Source organism: Escherichia sp. TW09308, from assembly GCF_000208565.1.
GTDB classification, from domain to species: Bacteria; Pseudomonadota; Gammaproteobacteria; order Enterobacterales; family Enterobacteriaceae; genus Escherichia; species Escherichia marmotae.
This window is the reverse complement of sequence record NZ_AEME01000001.1, coordinates 1,800,512-1,817,386: the sequence shown is the minus strand read 5'-3', so window position 1 is coordinate 1,817,386 and position 16,875 is coordinate 1,800,512. Positions and strand designations below refer to the sequence as shown.

Annotated in this window: 12 protein-coding genes and 2 pseudogenes; 7 read left to right on the top strand and 7 right to left on the bottom strand. The window is 49.8% G+C overall.

Annotation, left to right across the window (positions count from 1 at the left end):
- Positions 1 to 105: 105 nt before the first annotated feature.
- The 4 genes from ycaL to ESM_RS0108785 all read right to left on the bottom strand — a co-directional run bounded on the left by ycaL (position 106) and on the right by ESM_RS0108785 (position 4,372).
- Positions 106 to 870 carry a metallopeptidase YcaL gene (ycaL, locus tag ESM_RS0108800; protein WP_001516112.1) on the bottom strand — a complete coding sequence of 255 codons (765 nt, stop codon included), beginning with the start codon at positions 868 to 870 and terminating at the stop codon, positions 106 to 108.
- Between the two features lie 168 nt (positions 871 to 1,038).
- Positions 1,039 to 2,322, bottom strand: a complete 1,284-nt coding sequence (gene aroA / locus ESM_RS0108795) for a 3-phosphoshikimate 1-carboxyvinyltransferase (RefSeq protein WP_000445220.1) — start codon at positions 2,320 to 2,322, stop codon at positions 1,039 to 1,041.
- A gap of 71 nt (positions 2,323 to 2,393) precedes the next feature.
- On the bottom strand, positions 2,394 to 3,482 hold the full coding sequence (gene serC / locus ESM_RS0108790) for a 3-phosphoserine/phosphohydroxythreonine transaminase (protein ID WP_000057146.1): 1,089 nt from the start codon (positions 3,480 to 3,482) through the stop codon (positions 2,394 to 2,396).
- 197 nt (positions 3,483 to 3,679) lie between these two features.
- Positions 3,680 to 4,372: a DUF421 domain-containing protein gene (locus tag ESM_RS0108785; protein WP_000642842.1), complete on the bottom strand. Its 693-nt coding sequence runs from the start codon at positions 4,370 to 4,372 to the stop codon at positions 3,680 to 3,682.
- Between the two features lie 129 nt (positions 4,373 to 4,501).
- Here ESM_RS0108785 and ycaO point away from each other — a divergent pair, with 129 nt between their 5' ends.
- The 4 genes from ycaO to pflA all read left to right on the top strand — a co-directional run bounded on the left by ycaO (position 4,502) and on the right by pflA (position 10,795).
- Positions 4,502 to 6,262 carry a 30S ribosomal protein S12 methylthiotransferase accessory factor YcaO gene (ycaO, locus tag ESM_RS0108780; RefSeq protein ID WP_001516111.1) on the top strand — a complete coding sequence of 587 codons (1,761 nt, stop codon included), beginning with the start codon at positions 4,502 to 4,504 and terminating at the stop codon, positions 6,260 to 6,262.
- Positions 6,263 to 6,668: 406 nt separating this feature from the next.
- On the top strand, positions 6,669 to 7,526 hold the full coding sequence (focA, locus tag ESM_RS0108775) for a formate transporter FocA (protein WP_000642551.1): 858 nt from the start codon (positions 6,669 to 6,671) through the stop codon (positions 7,524 to 7,526).
- A gap of 54 nt (positions 7,527 to 7,580) precedes the next feature.
- Positions 7,581 to 9,863, top strand: a complete 2,283-nt coding sequence (pflB, locus tag ESM_RS0108770) for a formate C-acetyltransferase (RefSeq protein ID WP_001292821.1) — start codon at positions 7,581 to 7,583, stop codon at positions 9,861 to 9,863.
- 191 nt (positions 9,864 to 10,054) lie between these two features.
- The gene (pflA, locus tag ESM_RS0108765) at positions 10,055 to 10,795 is read left to right on the top strand and encodes a pyruvate formate lyase 1-activating protein (protein ID WP_000111043.1); all 741 of its coding nucleotides are present in this window, start codon (positions 10,055 to 10,057) and stop codon (positions 10,793 to 10,795) included.
- Between the two features lie 142 nt (positions 10,796 to 10,937).
- Here the strand turns inward: pflA and ESM_RS01000000124390 are convergent.
- Positions 10,938 to 12,840, bottom strand: a pseudogene (locus ESM_RS01000000124390) (host specificity protein J); the annotation flags it as partial.
- 80 nt (positions 12,841 to 12,920) lie between these two features.
- Between ESM_RS01000000124390 and yjdN the strand changes: the two are divergent.
- The gene (gene yjdN / locus ESM_RS0108745) at positions 12,921 to 13,364 is read left to right on the top strand and encodes a VOC family metalloprotein YjdN (protein ID WP_001131293.1); all 444 of its coding nucleotides are present in this window, start codon (positions 12,921 to 12,923) and stop codon (positions 13,362 to 13,364) included.
- Between the two features lie 160 nt (positions 13,365 to 13,524).
- Here the strand turns inward: yjdN and yjdP are convergent, their stop codons facing one another.
- Together yjdP and rpiB are read right to left on the bottom strand one after the other, a co-directional pair.
- Positions 13,525 to 13,812 (bottom strand): DDRRRQL repeat protein YjdP, encoded by a 288-nt coding sequence (yjdP, locus tag ESM_RS0108740; protein ID WP_000833325.1) that lies wholly within the window; start codon positions 13,810 to 13,812, stop codon positions 13,525 to 13,527.
- Between the two features lie 68 nt (positions 13,813 to 13,880).
- Positions 13,881 to 14,147 (bottom strand): annotated as a pseudogene (gene rpiB, locus ESM_RS01000000124385) (bifunctional allose-6-phosphate isomerase/ribose-5-phosphate isomerase RpiB); the annotation flags it as partial.
- A gap of 244 nt (positions 14,148 to 14,391) precedes the next feature.
- Here rpiB and yjcS point away from each other — a divergent pair.
- Positions 14,392 to 16,377, top strand: coding sequence for an alkyl sulfatase YjcS (yjcS, locus tag ESM_RS0108730; RefSeq protein WP_010377545.1), 1,986 nt, complete (start codon positions 14,392 to 14,394; stop codon positions 16,375 to 16,377).
- A 208-nt stretch (positions 16,378 to 16,585) separates the two neighbouring features.
- Entirely contained in the window at positions 16,586 to 16,861 is a 276-nt protein-coding gene (locus ESM_RS0108725; RefSeq protein ID WP_001517588.1) for a YtcA family lipoprotein, read from the top strand.
- Positions 16,862 to 16,875: the final 14 nt, after the last annotated feature.

The window sequence follows — 16,875 nt, the reverse complement described above, 5'->3', positions numbered from 1 at the left end:
TCGTTAACGTTGTGTGCAAAAACCAGTTTTGTCTGTATTCAGATGGGGATTTATTGCGCAATTATAGCGGGCTGGCGAAAGACCAGCCCGAAAGATGACAATGATTTACTTACCAGAGGCGATACGGTCACGGATGTGTTGTGCACGCTCTGTTGATGGTGGATGAGAGTCAAACATAGACTGGGTACGACCGCCATCCAGGCTGGCCAGTTTTTCAAAGCTACCGACCAGTCCCTGGGTGTTGATGCCACGTTTCTTCAGCAGATCAAAGGAGAAATCATCTGCTTCGGACTCTTTATCGCGGGAGTACTTAGCATTGATAGCGCCTTCTGCGATATCGCCTAATTGTGAACGGGAAAGCTGAGAAGCCACACCGCTGGTTGCGGAAATCGCATCACGTGCGGCAACAATCGCATAAGAGGCTTTCATTTCAGCCAGCGAGTGACCCAATGCAACGTGCCCCAATTCATGGCCCAGAACGCCTTCAATTTCATTGTCGTTCATCATGTCCATCAGGCCACTGTAGACACGAACACAGCCGTTTGCCATCGCCCATGCGTTAACGTCGCTGGTCATATATACCTTATAGTTGACCGGCGTACCGTTAATATTGCTACCCAATGCTTTGGCGATTTTTGCCAGACGTTTACCGTACTTGCTGGATTTGCTAGCGACTTTGTTGCCGCTGTCCATTTCGACACAACCCTGATTGGCAATCGCTTTTGCATCGGCATCGCTTAACGTTACGGCTTTATAGGCATTTAAACCGGAGCTGATAGCCAGATCGGTATTAATACCGTGCGTATTCTGACACCCTGTCAGTAATGCTGCAGAGGTCGCAATCGCCAGCAGTAATTTAGTATTCTTCATGTGAATCATCCGTTGATTAATCATACATAAATATTATGTATCAACAACTTACATTGACAACTAACGCTACCATTAATACGAATGGCTCACAATGTCCGAAAAAAAACGCCGACAATAAACCGACGTTTTGATAAAGAAAGATCTGTCTATTTATTGCCTGATATTCGTTCAGGCTGGTTGGCTAATACGTTCCAGTTGCTCGAAGTAATCCGGGAATGTTTTAGCCGTACATTTAGGATCAAGAATCGTCACCGGCGTATCTGACAATGCTACCAGCGAGAAACACATTGCCATTCGGTGATCGTTATAAGTGGCGATCCCGGCAAATTTCAGTTTTTCTGGCGGCGTAATGCGAATGAAATCATATCCCTCTTCCACTTCTGCGCCGACCTTACGTAATTCGGTCGCCATCGCAAACAGACGATCCGTCTCTTTAACACGCCAGTTATAAATATTGCGCAGCGTGGTAGTGCCTTTAGCAAATAGCGCCGTCGTAGCGATAGTCATCGCCGCATCGGGAATATGGTTCATATCCATGTCGATAGCGTTCAGTTCACCACGCGTGCAGGCAATATAATCATCGCCCCAGCTAATGGTCGCCCCCATTTTTTCCAGTACGTCAGCAAAGCGAATATCACCCTGCATACTGTTGCGTCCAATGCCAGTCACTTTTACCGTACCGCCTTTAATCGCTGCTGCAGCGAGAAAGTAAGACGCCGAGGATGCATCCCCTTCCACTAAATAGTGGCCCGGTGACTGATAAGATTGACCGCCTTTTACTACAAATTGTTGATATTGCTTATTTTCAATCTCAACACCAAACGTCTTCATCAGGTTGAGCGTGATATCGATATAAGGTTTAGAAACCAGATCACCTTTAATCCGAATAACCGTATCTTCCGGCGCAAGCGGTGCGGTCATTAATAGTGCGGTGAGGAACTGACTGGAAACAGAGCCATCAACTTCGACATTGCCGCCAGTAAAACCACCCTGTAAACGCAACGGTGGATAATTTTCTTGTTCCAGGTAAGCGATTTTTGCCCCGCCCTGGCGCAGCGCATCGACCAGATGACCGATCGGGCGTTCTTTCATACGCGGTTCACCGGTCAGGACAATATTATTGCTTCCCAGACAAAGTGCCGCCGCCAGAGGACGCATCGCTGTCCCCGCATTACCGAGAAATAACTCCAGCGCACTTTCTGCGTGTAATGGACCGCCGTTACCGATAATTTCGCAACGCGTACGATCAGCAGAAAGCGTATAGCTCACCCCCAACGCCTGCAGTGCATTCAGCATATGGCGAACATCGTCGCTATCCAGCAGATTGGTTAATACGGTTTTGCCGTGTGCTAATGCCGCCAGCAATAAAGCGCGGTTAGAAACGCTCTTGGAACCGGGCAGATTAATGGTGCCATCAACACGGGCGATGGGTTGTAACGTCAGGGATTCCATGAACTCAACTCTCTACAACAGAAATAAAAACCCCACAGTCTGGCTGTGGGGGATTAAGCAAAATTTCGGTATTAGCCGTGACGGCGTTCGAACTCAACCATGAAGTCTGTCAGCGCTTTAACACCTTCCAGCGGCATAGCATTATAAATAGACGCGCGCATTCCGCCGACCACACGGTGACCTTTCAACGCATGAAGGCCCGCAGCGAAAGACTCTTCGAGGAACAACTTGTCAAGCGCACTGTCCGCCAACTGGAACGGCACATTCATCCGCGAACGGTTATCTTTTGCGACATCATTACGATAGAAATCGCTGTTATCTATTACGCCATACAGCAGTTCTGCTTTTTGCTGATTGATGTTGTCCATTGCAGCCACACCGCCGTTCGCTTTCAGCCATTTGAAGACCAGGCCAGATAAGTACCAGGCAAAGGTCGGCGGCGTATTAAACATGGAATCGTTATCGTTAAGGATGGAGTAATCCAGAATCGACGGGCATGCGATATTCGCTTTACCCAGTAAGTCTTCGCGAACGATGACGATCGTCAGGCCAGCCGGGCCGATATTTTTCTGCGCGCCAGCGTAAATCACGCCGTAGCGGCTGACATCAATCGGGCGGGAAAGAATCGTTGAAGAGAAATCGGCAGCGACTACCACATCTTTACCAAAGTCTGGCGTTTCATCGATGGCAATACCATCGATAGTTTCATTCGGGCAATAATGCATATAAGCAGCATTATCAGAGAGTTGCCATTCACGCATTGGCTTAACCGCGCGCAAACCATCAACAGTCACTTTGGCGTCAAACACATTTGGCGTGCAGTATTTTTTCGCTTCTTTGATGGCGCTTGCCGCCCAGTAGCCGGCATCAACATAATCTGCAGTGGTTTTATCACCGAGAATATTCAGCGGTACAGCCGCAAACTGACCCCGACCGCCACCATGGCAGAACAATACTTTATAGTTGGAGGGGACGTTAAGAAGATCGCGAAAATCCTTCTCGGCTTCCTCTGCAACCTGAATGAATTCTTTGCCGCGGTGGCTCACTTCCATCACCGACGTACCAAGACCGTTCCAGTCGCGCAGTTCCTGTTGAGCCTGTTTAAGCACCTCTGCCGGTAGCATTGCCGGACCAGAACTAAAATTGAAGATTTGAGCCATTTCCCCTCACCACGTTGCGTTGTCATTGACCCACGGTAATCGATTGCGACCCTGGGTAATACGTTATTCCTGTGACTATCGGTTTTATCATTCAGTGACGCGCGTCGCAATGGGTAAAACTGTTGCGGGTAAAAATGTGGTCCGCGTCACACAACAGAATATCTCGGATTCTAGTCAAAAAGCCGCTGTTTTTGCTGTCAGGTCACCCGTTTTACCCGACTTGCCTTCGTCCATTCTGGATTTGCACAGCGGGGACATAATTGTTTTTCACCTGCTTCCATATGAATGATTTCACTGCAACGGATACAGGCGTAGTCCGCCGACTCCGGCACCACTTTATAACGCTGAGTACAATCACTGGGTAAAATAAGTAATCCCGGTTTCACCTTTTCATCTTCAAAGAAATAGACGCTGATTTGCCCGTTGGTTTCAAGAATAGCCAGACGAACCTGTCCCAGTTGTTCCACACCACGCAACCGTAGCTCCATAAAAAACTCAAATTCCGTCATGTTGGAGTTATTAAGTTTCGACCAGGCCAGCTCACCATCTTCAATAATGACAACCGGCTTACCCTCCAACAGATCTTCCAGTTTTTCACTGTGCGCCATCGACCACATCACCAGGCGATATAACAACGCCAGAGTAATAAAGACAATAAGTACCGGGATCATCGGCACATCGTCATAAAATGCCACATCCCCAGCCGCCGACCCTAGTGTCAAAATGATTAACACTTCAAACAGCGACATTTGCCGCACGCCGCGTCTTCCGGTCATTTTGAGGAACAGAAAGACCAACACAAAGGTATAGAGACTGCGTAGGGCAACTTCGCCAAGGAAATCAAAAGGCACTTTATCGAATGCCATACGGTGGAGATCGAACGCCTTCATTTTTATGCTCTTATCGTGGTTTATCCACTAAAAGCATAGTCAACAGTTCATCGGCATGGCGGCGGTGATAGCGCCTTTGAGATAAAACCCGTATTATTGCGCGCTTTCCGTACGACTAAAGTGATTTTCATGACACAAACATTTATCCCCGGCAAAGATGCCGCTCTGGAAGATTCCATCGCTCGCTTCCAGCAAAAACTCTCCGACCTCGGTTTTCAAATTGAAGAAGCTTCCTGGCTGAATCCGGTGCCTAACGTCTGGTCTGTACACATCCGCGATAAAGAGTGCGCGCTATGTTTTACCAACGGTAAAGGCGCAACCAAAAAGGCGGCGCTGGCTTCTGCCCTCGGTGAATATTTCGAGCGTCTCTCTACTAACTACTTTTTTGCTGATTTCTGGCTGGGCGAAACCATCGCCAACGGCCCGTTCGTGCATTATCCCAACGAAAAATGGTTCCCACTGACCGAAAACGACGATGTGCCGGAAGGCCTGCTTGATGACCGTCTGAGGGCATTTTACGACCCGGAGAATGAACTGACCGGCAGTATGCTGATTGATCTGCAATCCGGTAATGAAGATCGCGGTATTTGCGGCCTGCCGTTTACTCGCCAGTCCGACAATCAAACCGTTTATATTCCGATGAATATTATCGGTAACCTGTATGTTTCCAACGGTATGTCCGCTGGTAATACCCGCAACGAAGCGCGCGTCCAGGGATTATCCGAAGTTTTTGAACGCTATGTGAAAAACCGCATCATCGCTGAAAGCATCAGCCTGCCAGAGATCCCGGCTGATGTGCTGGCACGTTATCCGGCGGTGGTTGAAGCCATCGAAACGCTGGAAGCGGAAGGTTTCCCAATCTTTGCTTATGATGGTTCGCTTGGCGGTCAGTATCCGGTGATCTGCGTGGTACTGTTCAACCCGGCTAACGGCACTTGCTTTGCCTCTTTCGGCGCACATCCTGATTTTGGCGTTGCACTGGAACGTACCGTGACTGAACTGCTGCAGGGCCGCAGTTTGAAGGACCTGGATGTATTTACTCCGCCAACCTTCGACGATGAAGAAGTAGCTGAACATACCAACCTCGAAACGCACTTTATTGATTCCAGCGGTTTGATCTCCTGGGATCTGTTCAAGCAGGATGCCGATTATCCGTTTGTCGACTGGAATTTCTCCGGCACCACTGAAGAAGAGTTCGCCACGCTAATGGCTATCTTCAATAAGGAAGGTAAAGACGTTTATATTGCTGATTATGAGCATCTGGGTGTCTACGCTTGCCGTATTATCGTGCCGGGCATGTCCGATATTTATCCGGCAGAAGATTTGTGGATGGCGAATAACAGTATGGGCAGCCATTTACGAGAAACGATTCTGTCGCTGCCAGGCAGTGAATGGGAAAAAGAAGATTACCTGAACCTCATCGAGCAACTGGATGAAGAAGGTTTTGACGATTTTACCCGCGTACGTGAGCTGCTGGGTCTGGCAACGGGGTCGGACAACGGCTGGTATACCCTGCGTATCGGTGAACTGAAAGCCATGCTGGCTCTGGCTGGTGGCGACCTGGAACAGGCTCTGGTCTGGACCGAATGGACGATGGAGTTTAACTCATCGGTGTTCAGCCCGGAGCGCGCGAACTATTATCGCTGCCTGCAAACCTTACTGCTGCTTGCTCAGGAAGAAGATCGTCAGCCACTGCAATATCTGAACGCGTTTGTTCGCATGTACGGTGCTGATGCGGTAGAAGCTGCCAGCGCAGCCATGAGTGGCGAAGCCGCGTTTTATGGCTTGCAACCGGTAGACAACGATCTACATGCGTTTGCCGCACATCAGTCACTGCTGAAAGCTTACGAAAAACTGCAACACGCCAAAGCGGCATTCTGGACAAAATAAAATCAAATAGCCTACGCAATGTAGGCTTAATGATTAGTCTGAGTTATATTACGGGGCGTTTTTTTAATGCCCCGCTTTACATATATTTGCATTAATAAAATAATTGTAATTATAAAGTTAAATGTCGGTAATTTATATTTAATAAATACGATCGATATTGTTACTTTATTTGCCTGATGCCCCCCTTTTAATTAACTGTTTTAGCGGAGGATGCGGAAAAAATTCAACTCATTTGTTAATTTTTAAAATTTATTTTTATTTGGATAATCAAATACTTACTCCGTATTTGCATAAAAACCATGCGACTTACGGGCCTATAAGCCAGGCGAGATATGATCTATATCAATTTCTCATCTATAATGCTTTGTTAGTATCTCGTCGCCGACTTAATAAAGAGAGAGTTAGTGTGAAAGCTGACAACCCTTTTGATCTTTTACTTCCTGCAGCAATGGCCAAAGTGGCCGAAGAGGCAGGTGTCTATAAAGCAACGAAACATCCGCTTAAGACTTTCTATCTGGCGATTACCGCCGGTGTTTTCATCTCAATCGCATTCGTCTTCTATATCACAGCAACCACTGGCACAGGCACAATGCCCTTCGGCATGGCAAAACTGGTTGGCGGCATTTGCTTCTCTCTGGGGCTGATTCTTTGTGTTGTCTGCGGTGCCGATCTCTTTACTTCTACCGTGTTGATTGTTGTTGCCAAGGCGAGTGGACGTATCACCTGGGGCCAGTTGGCGAAAAACTGGCTGAATGTCTATTTTGGCAACCTGGTCGGCGCGTTGTTATTTGTACTTTTAATGTGGCTTTCCGGCGAGTATATGACCGCCAATGGTCAATGGGGGCTGAACGTCCTACAAACCGCCGACCACAAAGTGCACCATACTTTTATTGAGGCCGTCTGCCTCGGTATCCTGGCTAACCTGATGGTATGCCTGGCGGTATGGATGAGCTATTCTGGCCGCAGCCTGATGGACAAAGCGTTTATCATGGTGCTGCCGGTCGCGATGTTTGTTGCCAGCGGTTTTGAGCACAGTATCGCAAACATGTTTATGATCCCGATGGGTATTGTAATCCGCGACTTCGCTACACCGGAATTCTGGACCGCTGTCGGTTCAGCACCGGAAAATTTTTCTCACCTGACCGTGATGAACTTCATCACTGATAACCTGATTCCGGTTACGATCGGCAATATTATCGGCGGTGGTTTGTTGGTTGGGTTGACATACTGGGTCATTTACCTGCGTGAAAACGACAACCATTAATGGCTGTCGAAGTACGCAGTAAATAAAAAATCCACTTAAGAAGGTAGGTGTTACATGTCCGAGCTTAATGAAAAGTTAGCCACAGCCTGGGAAGGTTTTACCAAAGGTGACTGGCAGAATGAAGTAAACGTCCGTGACTTCATTCAGAAAAACTACACTCCGTACGAGGGTGACGAGTCCTTCCTGGCTGGCGCTACTGAAGCGACCACTACCCTGTGGGACAAAGTAATGGAAGGCGTTAAACTGGAAAACCGCACTCACGCGCCAGTTGACTTTGACACCGCTGTTGCTTCCACCATCACCTCTCACGACGCTGGCTACATCAACAAGCAGCTTGAGAAAATCGTTGGTCTGCAGACTGAAGCTCCGCTGAAACGTGCTCTTATCCCGTTCGGTGGTATCAAAATGATCGAAGGTTCCTGCAAAGCGTACAACCGCGAACTGGATCCGATGATCAAAAAAATCTTCACTGAATACCGTAAAACTCACAACCAGGGCGTGTTCGACGTTTACACTCCGGACATCCTGCGTTGCCGTAAATCCGGTGTTCTGACCGGTCTGCCAGATGCTTATGGCCGTGGTCGTATCATCGGTGACTACCGTCGCGTTGCGCTGTACGGTATCGACTACCTGATGAAAGATAAACTGGCACAGTTCACCTCTCTGCAGGCTGATCTGGAAAACGGCGTAAACCTGGAACAGACCATTCGTCTGCGCGAAGAAATCGCTGAACAGCACCGCGCTCTGGGTCAGATGAAAGAAATGGCTGCTAAATACGGCTACGACATCTCTGGTCCGGCTACCAATGCTCAGGAAGCTATCCAGTGGACTTACTTCGGCTACCTGGCTGCTGTTAAGTCTCAGAACGGTGCTGCAATGTCCTTCGGTCGTACCTCCACCTTCCTGGACGTGTACATCGAACGTGACCTGAAAGCTGGTAAAATCACCGAACAAGAAGCGCAGGAAATGGTTGACCACCTGGTCATGAAACTGCGTATGGTTCGCTTCCTGCGTACTCCGGAGTACGATGAACTGTTCTCTGGTGACCCGATCTGGGCAACCGAATCTATCGGTGGTATGGGTCTCGACGGTCGTACGCTGGTTACCAAAAACAGCTTCCGTTTCCTGAACACCCTGTACACCATGGGTCCGTCTCCGGAACCGAACATGACCATTCTGTGGTCTGAAAAACTGCCGCTGAACTTCAAGAAATTCGCCGCTAAAGTGTCCATCGACACCTCTTCTCTGCAGTATGAGAACGATGACCTGATGCGTCCGGACTTCAACAACGATGACTATGCTATCGCTTGCTGCGTAAGCCCGATGATCGTTGGTAAACAAATGCAGTTCTTCGGTGCGCGTGCAAACCTGGCGAAAACCATGCTGTACGCAATCAACGGCGGCGTTGACGAAAAACTGAAAATGCAGGTTGGTCCGAAATCTGAACCGATCAAAGGCGACGTCCTGAACTACGATGAAGTGATGGAGCGCATGGATCACTTCATGGACTGGCTGGCTAAACAGTACATCACTGCACTGAACATCATCCACTACATGCACGACAAGTACAGCTACGAAGCCGCTCTGATGGCGCTGCACGACCGTGACGTTATCCGCACCATGGCGTGTGGTATCGCTGGTCTGTCCGTTGCTGCTGACTCCCTGTCTGCAATCAAATATGCGAAAGTTAAACCGATTCGTGACGAAGACGGTCTGGCTATCGACTTCGAAATCGAAGGCGAATACCCGCAGTTTGGTAACAACGATCCGCGTGTAGATGACCTGGCTGTTGATCTGGTAGAACGTTTCATGAAGAAAATTCAGAAACTGCACACCTACCGTGACGCTATCCCGACTCAGTCTGTTCTGACCATCACTTCTAACGTTGTGTATGGTAAGAAAACCGGTAACACCCCAGACGGTCGTCGTGCTGGCGCACCGTTCGGACCGGGTGCTAACCCGATGCACGGTCGTGACCAGAAAGGTGCTGTAGCTTCTCTGACTTCCGTTGCTAAACTGCCGTTCGCTTACGCTAAAGATGGTATCTCTTACACCTTCTCTATCGTTCCGAACGCACTGGGTAAAGACGACGAAGTTCGTAAGACCAACCTGGCTGGTCTGATGGATGGTTACTTCCACCACGAAGCGTCCATCGAAGGTGGTCAGCACCTGAACGTAAACGTGATGAACCGTGAAATGCTGCTCGACGCAATGGAAAACCCGGAAAAATATCCGCAGTTGACCATCCGTGTATCTGGCTACGCAGTACGTTTCAACTCGCTGACTAAAGAACAGCAGCAGGACGTTATTACTCGTACCTTCACTCAATCTATGTAATTAGATTTGACTGAAATCGTACTGTAAAAAGCGTACAATAAAGGCTCCACGAAAGTGGGGCCTTTTTTAGCAAGAGAGCCTTTTTTGTCAGCTATCTATACTTTAAGGTGACTGCCAAAACAGACTCGACGTAGCCTTCGAGCTGCGCACCAACACGGCCTCAGATGGGCCACATCTGGAGAAACACCGCAATGTCAGTTATTGGTCGCATTCACTCCTTTGAATCCTGTGGAACCGTAGACGGCCCGGGTATTCGCTTTATCACCTTTTTCCAGGGCTGCCTGATGCGCTGCCTGTATTGTCATAACCGCGACACCTGGGACACGCATGGCGGTAAAGAAGTTACCGTTGAAGATTTAATGAAAGAGGTGGTGACCTATCGCCACTTTATGAACGCTTCAGGTGGCGGCGTTACCGCATCTGGCGGCGAAGCAATTCTGCAAGCTGAGTTTGTTCGTGACTGGTTCCGCGCCTGCAAAAAAGAAGGCATTCATACCTGTCTGGACACCAACGGTTTTGTTCGTCGTTACGATCCGGTGATTGATGAACTGCTGGAAGTAACCGACCTGGTAATGCTTGATCTCAAACAAATGAACGACGAGATCCACCAAAATCTGGTAGGCGTTTCCAACCACCGAACGCTGGAGTTTGCCAAATATCTGGCGAACAAAAATGTGAAAGTCTGGATCCGTTATGTCGTAGTACCTGGCTGGTCTGACGACGACGATTCCGCCCACCGTCTTGGTGAATTTACCCGTGATATGGGTAACGTCGAAAAAATCGAACTCCTCCCCTACCATGAGCTGGGCAAACACAAATGGGTGGCGATGGGCGAAGAGTACAAACTCGATGGCGTGAAACCACCGAAGAAAGAGACCATGGAGCGCGTGAAAGGCATTCTTGAGCAGTATGGTCATAAAGTGATGTTCTAAAACATCACGTGCAGGTTGAATTTCGCCCTGCAATTTTGGCTCCCCTCCTGTTAGTGATAATCAGTAAGCCAGCGTTAGGAGCATTCTCAACGCTGGCTTGCTCGACTTAATTTCCGCGTCGTAATCTTCTGATTCTAGCTCGCCGCTCACTGCCGTCATCCGCTGCCACGGTCAGGCGAAGCATAAAGCTCCCCCCCTTCACCACCTTCGGCGTGTCCCAGCGCGCCAGCACCTGGTATTCCCCGCTGTCTGCGGTGACTTCTGCAGTCAGGTGCTGCACCGCGGGCGGCGTGACACCGTTCACCGTTCCGCTCTGGTCGCCGTCAAAGTCGCCCCGTTATCCACGATGGCTTCTTTTCCGGTACATGCTGCACGGCGGTGATGGCATACGTGCCGTCTCGTTCTCACGGATACTCACCAGCGGAACAGGCGCTGGCGCAGCATCGGCAGCTTCAGCCCCCACACGCTGTATCCGGCAACGCCGTCAGGAACACGGCTCACTTTCACCTTCACACCGTCGGTGACGGACTGGACCTCCACGCTGACCGGATTCCCCTGCCCGTCAACCAGGCTTATCAGCGTGGTGCCGGAGGATGGCAGCGTGATTTCACGGTCGAGCGTCAGCGTCCGGGTCTGGCTGTTCACCGCCAGCACACGCCCACCGATGCTGATACCGGCATAGTCATCATCGCAGATTTCAATGACATCCCCCGGTACATGGCGAAGCCCTTCTGCGCCCACGCTGAAGTCCACAGTCTGCGTTTCCAGCAGCTCCGTTTTAATCAGCCACAGCCCGGCGCGGTGTGCCTGCCCCCGGCTGGTACAGCCAAAGGCATCCATCTTCGTGACGTTACGACCGTAACGGGCAATGGCCTGCGTGTCCTCCACAAGCTCTGTTGCCGTCTCCCAGCCGTTGTCCGGGTCAATCCAGTTCACCTCAACGGCATTATGGCGGTCCTTCAGGGCGCTGAAGCTGTAGCGGAACGGCGCGCTCATCATCCGGCATCACCACATTACTGCGGTTATAGGTCCACACCTTATCTGATGGTCGGTCCTGCACGAACGTCAGCGTCTGCCCGTTCCATACCGGCATACAGCGCATCGCCGAGCAGAAATCACTGAGCACATCCCACGCCTTGCGCTGTGTGGTCAGGTACGCATTACAGGTGATGCGCGGCTCCGTGCCGCCAAAGCCGTCCGGCACTGACTGGTCGCAGTACTGGCCGATGACATACAGCGCCCATTTATCCACATCCGCCGCACCAAGACGTTTCCCCATGCCGTAGCGCGGATGGGTCAGCATATCCCACAGACACCAGGCCATGTTGTTGCTGTATGCCGGTTTAAACGTTCCGTCCCAGATACCGCTGTATTGCCGCGTCTGCGGGTTATAATTCGACGGCACCTGCAGAATACGCCCGCGCAGATGATAATTACGGCTCACCTGCTGACTGCCGAACTGCTCCGAGTCCACCTGCACGCCGCAGTGCCGTGTTCGGGTAGCACTGTTTCACATCGATAATTTCGGTGTATGACGACCAGAGCGTTTTGTTCTGCAGCTGGTCTGTGGTGCTGTCCGGCGTCATCCTGCGCATCCGGATACTGAACGGGCGCGGCGGCAGGTTATCCACCACCACCGAGGCCAGATACTGTGAAGTGGTTTTACCCTTAATGGTGATGTCTTTTTCCGTCACCCAGCCACCGTTACGTTGTATCTGAACCAGCAGGCGGACTTCCGATGGATTCCTGTCCCCCTTTGAGGTGGTTTCCACCAGTGCCTGCACGCCGAAAGTAAAACGCAGACGGTCAATGTTTGCCGACGTGATGGTCCGGGTGATCGGCGTGTCATATTTCACTTCTGTACCGAGCACCGTCTCGGAGCCGGAGGATTCAAATCCCTCCGGCGGTGTCTGCTCCTGCTCACCGGCCCGGAACACCACCGTGACGCCGGAGATGTTGGTATTCCCCTCACTGTCCAGCACTGGCGTACTGTTCAGCAGCACGCTTTTTAATCCATCCACCGGACCTTCAATCGGCCCTTTCGCCGCGTCTTATCAGGCCTACTCTTCATCTGTACAAAATTCAAACTACACTTAACTGACTTCTCTTCACTGAGGTCACCATCATGCCGTTAAGTCCCTACATCTCTTTTGCCGGTAACTGTGCCGACGCAATAGCCTATTATCAACGCACGTTGGACGCGGAACTGCTGTATAAAATCAGCTTCGGAGAAATGCCGAAACCCGCACAGGAAAGCGCCGAAGGCTGCCCATCAGGAATGCAATTCCCCGATACTGCCATCGCCCATGCTAACGTGCGCATTGCCGGTAGCGATATCATGATGAGCGATGCCATACCGTCAGGAAAAGCCAGCTACTCCGGCTTTACGCTGGTGCTCGATTCGCAACAGGTCGAAGAAGGGAAACGCTGGTTTGACAACCTTGCCGCCAATGGAAAAATCGAAATGGACTGGCAGGAAACCTTCTGGGCGCATGGCTTCGGCAAAGTCACCGATAAATATGGAGTGCCGTGGATGATTAATGTTGTTAAACAACAGCCCACAAAATAAGCCCCACCGGGAGGCTCGTCCTCCCGCGATGTGAACAGACGTTCTTGTCACAAGTGACTTTGTTATACACAGAGTCGAGGTGTGAGTTACGCTTCTGAAGGCGATCGTTGCGGATAAACTGGAACCGGGGTTAACCAGCAATCAGGCAAAAACGATCCGACTAACGCCCATACTCATCTTCCATTCTCCGTTCTTCATCTTCCAGTTGCCGACGCTCCTGATCAAGCTGGCGGTGGCGATCATCATATTGTCTGCGACGATCGTCGCTCACTTCACGCTGCCAACCGTCATCACGCGAATCTTCATAATCGCGTCCACGGTCAGGATTATAAGCGTCGTTAATCGCCTGCTGAATATTGCCAATGGTGTCATCGATAATATCGGCATGAGCCGGAACAGCGGTCAGCGTGAGCAGGGTAAATAAAAATAACAGCGGATAGCGTTTCATTAACTAACCTCAGAAAGAGACTCTATCCACATTAGTCATTACTCATCCATGCAAACAGTGGATGAATCTCAATTCCTCCGCTGCTCTATTGCCATAATCGCCTCCACACGCTGTTGATGACGACCGCCTTCGTACTGCGCCCCCAGCCATGCATCCACAATCATTTTCGCCAGTTCGAGGCCAACCACTCGTGAACCAAAAGCCAGCACGTTGGTGTCGTTATGTTGCCGCGAGAGTTGCGCGGAATAAGGTTCGCTACAGACGATCGCACGAACTCCGGCAAACTTGTTCGCCGCTATCGAAATGCCGACACCTGTACCACAAATCAAAATCCCGCTATGCTAACGATATTACCGTTAATATATATAATTAAAGAATAAACCGTTTCGTATTATTTATAGAAAAAATAAAACTATCGCTGTCTTCCTTCTTCAGCACTAATGCCTAATAAAATAGCGTGTTCTGCTCACACTTACTCTTATTAAAGTCGAAGTTTCCCAATTATGATAACGCCAGTTTCAAATGACGTATTTTGTATGGGTCATATATTTACGACACAAATGATAAATGGAGATTTATATGAATAACTCACGGTTATTCCGTTTGAGCAGGATTGTTATTGCATTAACCGCCGCCAGCGGCATGATGGTAAATACCGCTTACGCGAAAGAAGAAGCTCAGGCTGCCAGCCAATATACTCAGCAAATTAACCAGAACTACGCCAAATCATTGCCGTTTAGCGATCGTCAGGATTTTGACGATGCCCAGCGTGGATTTATCGCCCCGCTACTGGATGAAGGTATTCTGCGTGATGCTAACGGAAAAGTTTATTATCGGGCAGATGATTACAAATTTGATATTAATGCCGCCGCACCGGAAACCGTAAATCCCAGTCTGTGGCGTCAGTCGCAGATCAACGGCATTTCTGGCCTGTTTAAAGTCACCGATAAAATGTATCAAGTGCGCGGTCAGGACATCTCTAACATTACGTTCGTTGAAGGCGAGAAAGGGATTATTGTTATCGACCCACTGGTGACGCCGCCAGCCGCGAAAGCCGCACTTGACCTTTACTTCCAGCATCGTCCGCAAAAACCAATTGTTGCCGTTATCTACACCCACAGCCACGCCGACCATTATGGCGGAGTGAAAGGCATTATCACTGAAGCTGATGTTAAATCAGGGAAAGTTCAGGTAATCGCTCCGGCAGGCTTTATGGACGAAGCTATCAGCGAAAACGTGCTGGCGGGTAACATCATGAGCCGCCGAGCCCTTTACTCTTACGGCCTGTTACTGCCGCACAACGCACAGGGCAACGTGGGTAATGGCCTCGGTGTCACGCTGGCGACCGGCGACCCGAGCATTATTGCGCCAACCAAAACAATTGTCAGAACTGGCGAGAAGATGATTATCGATGGTCTGGAGTTTGACTTCCTGATGACCCCAGGCAGCGAAGCACCCGCGGAAATGCATTTCTATATTCCGGCCCTGAAAGCGCTGTGCACCGCCGAGAACGCCACTCACACCCTGCACAACTTCTACACCCTGCGCGGCGCGAAAACCCGCGACACCAGCAAGTGGACCGAGTACCTGAACGAAACGCTGGATATGTGGGGTAACGAAGCGGAAGTACTGTTTATGCCACACACCTGGCCAGTCTGGGGCAATAAGCATATCAATGATTATATTGGTAAATATCGCGATACCATCAAGTACATTCACGATCAGACCCTGCACCTGGCAAACCAGGGCTACACCATGAATGAAATCGGAGACATGATTAAGTTGCCGCCAGCACTTGCCAACAACTGGGCCAGCCGCGGCTACTATGGCTCTGTTAGCCATAACGCCCGCGCGGTGTATAACTTCTATCTTGGCTACTACGATGGCAATCCGGCTAACCTGCATCCATATGGTCAGGCGGAGATGGGCAAGCGTTATGTACAGGCGCTGGGCGGTTCCGCGCGCGTGATCAACCTGGCACAGGAAGCGAATAAGCAAGGGGATTACCGCTGGTCGGCAGAATTACTGAAACAGGTGATTGCCGCCAATCCGGGTGACCAGATAGCGAAAAATCTGCAAGCCAAAAACTTTGAACAGCTTGGTTATCAGGCCGAGTCCGCCACCTGGCGCGGTTTCTACCTGACTGGTGCGAAAGAGCTGCGCGAAGGAGTACATAAGTTCAGCCACGGCACCACCGGTTCCCCGGACACCATTCGCGGGATGTCAGTCGAAATGCTGTTCGACTTTATGTCCGTGCGCCTCGATAGCGAAAAAGCCGCTGGCAAAAATATCAGCCTGAACTTCAATATGAGTAACGGCGATAACCTCAACCTGACGCTGAACGATAGCGTGCTTAACTACCGTAAAACGCTGCAGCCTGAAGCCAACGCCGCTTTCTACATCAGCCGTGAAGATCTGCACGCGGTGCTGACCGGACAGGCGAAAATGGCAGAGCTGGTAAAAGCGAAGAAAGCCAAAATTATTGGCAATGGTGCGAAACTGGAAGAAATTATTGCCTGTCTGGATAATTTTGATTTGTGGGTGAATATCGTTACCCCAAATTAATTCCACTCACTTTCGGGGGCAATTAAGCTCCCGAAAGCATTTATATTAAAAATATAAATCATTAACTAATACATAAAATAAATAAGTTATGAATGCGGTGGCTGAATAAAGCTATTTTTATTCCACAAGAAAATAGCCATACTGACGCCTTCAATGGATATTGACATTCACTACAGATATTGTTCGCAGCAGACAGGATGTATTTATTATGCCAACAGTTCTCTCTCGCATGGTGATGCAACTCAAAAAAGCAACCTGGATAATTCCCGTCTTCATGGTTTCGGGATGCTCATTATCTCCGGCGATCCCGGTAATCGGCGCTTATTATCCCGGCTGGTTTTTCTGCGTTATTGCCAGCCTTATTGTGACTCTCATCACAAGGCGAATTATTCAGCGGGCAAATATCAATCTGGCATTTGTCGGAATTATTTATACCGCCCTTTTTGCTCTCTACGCCATGCTGTTCTGGCTGGCATTTTTCTAATCTATTTTGAGATG